Raw genomic sequence first — 6,000 nt, 5'->3', positions numbered from 1 at the left:
GCACGGAACCACCCACCCCTCGGCCTGGAGGCTGTTCCTCATGACGCACACGTCGACCGACCGGCCTACGTCCAGAGCGAGCGGAGCCCTCGTCCCGGTGCTCGCCTTCGTGGGCATCGTGGTCGCGGCGATGCAGACCCTGCTCGTCCCGGTGATCAAGGATCTGCCGCAGTTGCTGGGCACCGAGCCCGGCAACGCGACCTGGGTCATCACCTCGACCCTGCTGTCCGGCGCCGTCGCCACGCCGATCATGGGCCGCCTCGGCGACCTCTACGGCAAGCGCGGCATGCTGATCCTCAGCCTCATGGTGATGGTCGTCGGCGCGCTGGTCAGCGCCCTGACCAGCGACCTGCTCACCATGACAGCGGGCCGGGCCCTCCAGGGCTTCGCCATGAGCGCGATACCCCTCGGCATCGGCCTGATGCGCGACGTGCTCCCCCGCGAGAAGCTCGGCTCGGCGATGGCCCTGATGAGCTCCTCCATGGGCGTCGGCGGCAGCCTCGCCCTGCCCGCCGCGGCCCTGGTCGCCCAGCGCACCGACTGGCACGTCCTCTTCTACGGGGCCGCCGGCCTCGGCGTCCTCTGCATCGCCCTCACCCTCCTCGTCGTCCCCGAGTCCCCGACCCGCACGCAGGGCACCTTCGATGTCCTCGGTGCGACCGGGCTGTCCGCCGGTCTCGTCCTCTTCCTGCTGCCGATCACCAAGGCCGGCGACTGGGGCTGGACCTCCGGCACCACCCTGGCACTGTTCGCCGCGGCGGCCGTCGTACTCGTCCTGTGGGCCGTGACGGAGCTACGGCGTGAGGCACCGCTGGTGGACCTGCGCACCACGGTCCGCCCCGCGGTGCTCTTCACCAACCTCGCCTCGATCATGGTCGGCGTCTCCTATCTGGTCGTCTCGCTGGTCCTGCCCCAGTTGCTCCAGCTGCCCGAGTCCACCGGCTACGGCCTCGGCCAGTCCATGGTGGTCGCGGGTCTGTTCATGGCGCCGCTCGGCCTGACCATGATGTTCGTGGCCCCCGTCTACGCCCGGCTGTCCGCGCGGCACGGTCCCAAGGCCACCCTGGTCCTCGGCATGGTGATCACCGCGATCGGCTACGGCGCGGGCCTCGGCCTGATGAGCGCTCCCTGGCAGAGCCTCGTCGTCGTGGTGATCCTGGGCGCGGGCATCGGCCTCACCTACTCCTCCCTCCCGGCCCTGATCGTCGGCTCGGTACCCCCGTCGGAGACAGGCGCGGCCAGTGGCCTCAACACCTTGATGCGCTCGATCGGCGCCTCGATCTCCAGCGCTGTCATAGGCGGGGTCCTCGCCGACACCGCGCATCATGGGAACGGCGTCACCGTCCCGACCATGCATGGTTTCCGCGTCTCCTTCCTGATCGCGACCAGCGCGATGGCGATCGGCCTGCTCCTGGCCCTCTTCCTGCCCCGAGCCCGCCCGCGTCGCCACCTCCCGCGACAACTGCCCGGCGGACCCGACCGGACGCCCCCACAAGGGAGTCAGGGTGACGCCGCCCGTGCCCGCCGCGAAACGACCACAGGACATTAAGTCACCAGCATCGGGGCTAGTCCTGGTGGACCTTGTTGCGGCCGGGGCCGCCGGAGAGCTTGTCGGTGCCGGGGCCGCCCCACAGGACGTCGTCGCCGCTGTTGCCCCACAGCACGTCGTCGCCCGCCTCGCCGTACAGCGTGTCGTCGCCCTTGCCGCCGTAGAGGACGTCGGCGCCGCCACCGCCGTGCAGGATGTCGGCGCCGTCGTCGCCGTGCAGGGTGTTCTCCTCGTCGGTGCCGGTCAGGGAGTCGTTCCCGGCCCCGCCGAAGCAGTCCTGCCCGCAGTGGGTGAGAACGTCGTTCCCGGCGTCGCCGTACGAGCCGAAGCCGAACGGCCCGCCGCCGCCGTCGAGCCGGTCGTCACCGTCGCCGCCGTGGAGGATGGCGGACGCGGAACCCCGGAGCACGTCATTGCCCGGACCGCCGCTGACCCGGGCGTACGCGTCGCTGTCCGGGCCGAGCGTGGCCGTGTCGTCCAGGTCGCCGAGGTCGACGTCGTAGTCGTCCGAGTCGTCGGAGTTCACCGGGATGTGTACCGCGCAGCGGACGGTGGTGTGGTCGGCCTGCGCCGGGTACGCGCACTCGTTGTACTTCACCGCGCTCGCGTCCAGCGCGATGTCGTACCGGTCATGGAAGGTGAGGACGTAGTACGAGTCGGACTCGCCCCGCCGCTCGATCTCTTCGCCGACCGTCAGCGCGTTGCGCTGCCCGGGAGCGGCCTTGTACCAGAGTTCGCTGTCCTCGTGGACGATGGTCGCCGTGGACACCGCCGCGTGCGCGGCCGGCAACGCTAGGGCGCTGCCGCCGAGGGCGAGCGTGAGGGTGCCGGCGGCCGCGGCGAGGGTGCGGAACGTGTGCATGCGAGGTGCCTCTCCGGTGTCGGCGCGCGTGGTGCGCGCTGTCATCCGGTCAGACCGAGGCGCGAGTCGCCGAGTTGTACCGTCGATCATGAACAGTGGCGTAACGGGCGGGGCCGGGACGGAGCACAGCGGGCGGGGGAGGGGCGCCGGCACCGTTGCCCGCGCCTGGCGGACGCCGAGCCCTTCGACGGCTGACGGCACCTCTCCCGAGCGGGGTGGCGCTCGACCCGACGCCGGACTTGGTCGTCACGACGGGGCCTCAAGCAGGTGAACAGCTCCGGCGTGTTCGACCCCCGCTGCTCTGTCCGCGGGCCGATGCGGACTGTCCGGGCGGCTTGTTTTCTGCGGGCCGTTCGGCAGGGCGGCTCGGTCGGGACAGGTGCGATGACATCGTGATCGAGCGGGGCGCCCGGCGGCAGGCAGGTTTCACCGTGGACCGCCGGACAGGTGTGTGCCGATGTGATCGCTGTCGCCTCGCGGCGTGGACGGCAGTGTGAGCCTGGGCAGTGCGTAGCCGACCAGTGGTCCGATGCTGACGGCGAAGATGATGGTGGCCACGCCCACGCTGCCGCCGAGCAGCCAGCCGACGGCCAGCACGGTCATCTCTATGCCGGCGCGGGCCGCGATCAAGGGGATACCGTGGCGCGCGAGCCCGGTCATCAGCCCGTCGCGGGGCCCGGGACCCCAGCCGGCTCCGACGTACAGTCCCGTCGCCACAGCGATACCGGACAAGGACACAGCCACGAACGCGAACCGCGGGCCCCAGTGCTCAGGGGCGGGAATCAAGGTGATTCCCAGGTCCACGAACGGGCCAACCATCAGCGCGTTCGCGGCAGTTCCGAGTCCAGGCCGCTCGCGCAGCGGTACCCACAGAAGCAGTAGAGCCAACGACAGGATGACGGTGGTCTGACCGAGGGTCAGCTCCATGACCTTCGCAAGACCTTGTGTGAATACAGTCCACGGGTCGGTGCCGAGGCGGGCTTTCACGAGCAGCGCCTGGCTCATCCCGAACAGCGCCAGACCGACCACGATTCGCAGCGAGCGCTGTCCGGGACGGTCGTCAGGGCGCGCCATGGCCGTCGATGGCAGACGCGAGGAGGACTGCGGCGGCGTTCGCCGCGGCGGACGTGGCCGCGCCGGCTTCACCGCTGCCGTGCACGAGGACCCGAGCGGCAACTCCGTCGATCAGTAGGAGCAGCTGGGAGGCGAGCTGGTCCGGTCGATCGCACCCGGCCTCCACGCACAGTTCCCGCAACGCCCGCAGCAGCCACAGTTTCTCGGCCCGTACGGCAGCGGCCACCTCCTCGTCGGCCGCGGACTCGGCGGCGGCGTTGAGGAAGGCACAGCCTCGGCCGTTGCCGTCCTGGTACCAGGAGCCAAGCCAGTCGAAGAGAGCGATCAAACGCGGCGCTCCAGGTTGCACCTCCGCAAGGCGAGCGTCGAGGCCGGCGGTGATGCGCCGCTGTCGCGCTTCCAGCGCGCCGGCGGCAAGCGCGGACTTGGAGGCGAAGTGCGCGTAGACGGTCGGCTTGGTCACGTTGGCCGCTTGAGCGATGGCATCGATGTTCGTGCGTGCGATGCCACGCTCGTAGAAGACCTGCTCTGCGGCGGCCAGCACCCGAGCTTGTGAGGTCGTGTTGCGTCTTCCCATTATTTTAACTTACCAGACAGTTAAAATAAGGTGGTGGCGGCGTGTGTGGTGACAGCACGGCGCCCGGTGGCCTGAAGGCGAGACGAGGCGAGGCGGGGCCGGGGGAGAGCTGGTACTCGCCCCGCCGGACCCGCCACCCTGCCATCCGCTTCTGTGAGCTGGAGGTGTGGCGGCGCCCTGAAGGGAAGCTGTCACCAGCGCAACCGCTTCAGGGGCCGCCCTCCTCCGAGCGTCGTTGCCTCCAGGTCAGTTGGCGGGCTCGGCAGCGCAGGCCAGATCCCGCGCGGGCCGCTGCCCGCTGGTCAGGTACTGCGTCACCGCGGAGTTGGCGCAGGTGTTGCGGCCGAACGGGTAGGCGCCGTGACCGCCTTGGTCGGCGGTGACCATCACGGCGCGTTTGCCGAGCGCGCGCCGCATCTGCCGTGCTCCGGCAAGGGGTGTCCCCGGATCGCGCTCGTTCTGCACCATGAGAACGTTCGACGGCCCATGGTCACTGATCCGCACGGGCTTCTTGACCCACTCGCCGGGCCAGTAGGCGCAGGGTGTGATGTTGGCCGAGGACCCGCCCAGCATGGGGTACCGCTTGCGGTCGATGGCGACGTTGCGCTGGTACTCCCTGATTGTCCGAGGCCAGGTGGTGTCTCCGCAGATCACCGCGAACCGCGCGGACATGATCTGCTCGACACCCGGGTAGGGCGGTTCCGCTGGCAGGGGCCGACCGCTGTTCAGCGCCTGCCAGCTCTTCGCCAGCGCCGGCATGCTGGCGTCGGCGTAGAGGCGGTCGAAGGTGAGACCACGGAAGGCCATGCCGTCGACGCCCTCGACTGGCTTCTTCTCCAGTCGCCGAGCCAGCTTGAAGTATGTGGCACGGACCTGCCGCGGCGTTTTCCCCAGCCCGTACTCGGGGTGGGAGGCCACGTACTTCGCGAAGTCCGGGAACCTCTTTTCGAGCCCGGGACCGAACAGCCGCATGGCCCGCACGTCATAACCGCCGGGGCCCAGATTGCTGTCGAGCACGATCCGGTCACCACGGGCGGGGAACATCGAGGCGTACGCGGCGCCCAGATGCGTGCCGTAGGAGGTACCCATGTAGGACAGCCGGCGTTCGCCGAGGGCCACCCTGATCCGGTCCATGTCCCGGGCCGTGTTAGCGGTGCCGATATGCGGCAGTAGGGACGCGGACTTGGAGTCGGCACATCGGCTGGCGATCTGACGTGCCCGGTTCGCTTCGCGTACGACGTCACCGGCCGTATGGGCGTACGAGGGAAGGTTGCCGCGGTCCTGCTGCTTCTGAGTCAGTCCGCAGCTCACCGGGGTGCTGCGGCCGATGCCCCGCGGGTCGAAACCGATAATGTCGTAAGAGTCGCGCACCTCCTGGGGCAGCCCGGACGCGGCGAGGATGGCGGGGTAGGTCAGCCCGGAAATTCCGGGCCCGCCGGGGTTGGTCAGAAGCACCCCTCGGCGCTTTGCCGGCGCCTTGCTCGCCAGGCGGGAGACCGCAATGTCGATCTTACGGCCGTTGGGGTCGCCGTAGTCCAGTGGGACCTTGAGCGTCGCACATTCCAGTGCGGGCAGCTGAGGGGCCGCGTCAGCCTTCGCCTTGGCCGCCGGATTCTCCGCGCACGACTTCCACTGCAGCGCTTCTGGTATCTGGGTCGCCGAGGCCCCGGGAAGGGCGGCCAGCGTCACTCCGGTGGCCGAAAGGGCGATGACCACGGACAGAACTCTGCGCATTCGATGTCCTCCTGTGGGGTGGGGGAACTGCCTGCCAGCCGATCTTGGCCGCATCGTGCCGTCGCGCACATCTGCCTGAGGGGCGGGGACGCCTTCGACTGGAGTCGAAGGGCTCTGCGACTTCAGGTGGGGGGTGTCCCTCTGAGGTACTGCTGTGTGCCGCACCGGGACCGTTGGAGCCGGGACCCCCTTCGTTCTGCGCAG

At 69.7% G+C, this 6,000-nt stretch carries 5 protein-coding genes; 1 reads left to right on the top strand and 4 read right to left on the bottom strand.

Annotated features, from left to right (window positions below; all coding sequences use genetic code 11):
• Positions 1-40: 40 nt before the first annotated feature.
• Positions 41-1,549: an MFS transporter gene (locus ACFWN1_RS09120; RefSeq protein ID WP_384359474.1), complete on the top strand. Its 1,509-nt coding sequence runs from the start codon at positions 41-43 to the stop codon at positions 1,547-1,549.
• Positions 1,550-1,565: 16 nt separating this feature from the next.
• Here ACFWN1_RS09120 and ACFWN1_RS09115 read toward each other — a convergent pair whose 3' ends face one another.
• The 4 genes from ACFWN1_RS09115 to ACFWN1_RS09100 all read right to left on the bottom strand — a co-directional run bounded on the left by ACFWN1_RS09115 (position 1,566) and on the right by ACFWN1_RS09100 (position 5,796).
• Positions 1,566-2,411: a calcium-binding protein gene (locus ACFWN1_RS09115; protein ID WP_384359471.1), complete on the bottom strand. Its 846-nt coding sequence runs from the start codon at positions 2,409-2,411 to the stop codon at positions 1,566-1,568.
• A 426-nt stretch (positions 2,412-2,837) separates the two neighbouring features.
• Complete coding sequence (locus ACFWN1_RS09110) at positions 2,838-3,485, bottom strand: YitT family protein (protein ID WP_384359470.1); 648 nt, start codon at positions 3,483-3,485, stop codon at positions 2,838-2,840.
• Positions 3,472-4,062, bottom strand: coding sequence for a TetR/AcrR family transcriptional regulator (locus ACFWN1_RS09105; protein ID WP_384359469.1), 591 nt, complete (start codon positions 4,060-4,062; stop codon positions 3,472-3,474). Before ACFWN1_RS09105 ends, ACFWN1_RS09110 begins: the two co-directional genes overlap by 14 nt.
• Positions 4,063-4,308: 246 nt before the next feature.
• Positions 4,309-5,796, bottom strand: coding sequence for an alpha/beta hydrolase (locus ACFWN1_RS09100; RefSeq protein WP_384359473.1), 1,488 nt, complete (start codon positions 5,794-5,796; stop codon positions 4,309-4,311).
• Positions 5,797-6,000 lie beyond the last annotated feature (204 nt).

This window comes from Streptomyces sp. NPDC058459 (assembly GCF_042721685.1).
Lineage (GTDB): Bacteria > Actinomycetota > Actinomycetes > Streptomycetales > Streptomycetaceae > Streptomyces.
The sequence above is the reverse complement of the archived record's forward strand: the minus strand, read 5'-3'. Positions and strand labels throughout refer to the sequence as shown.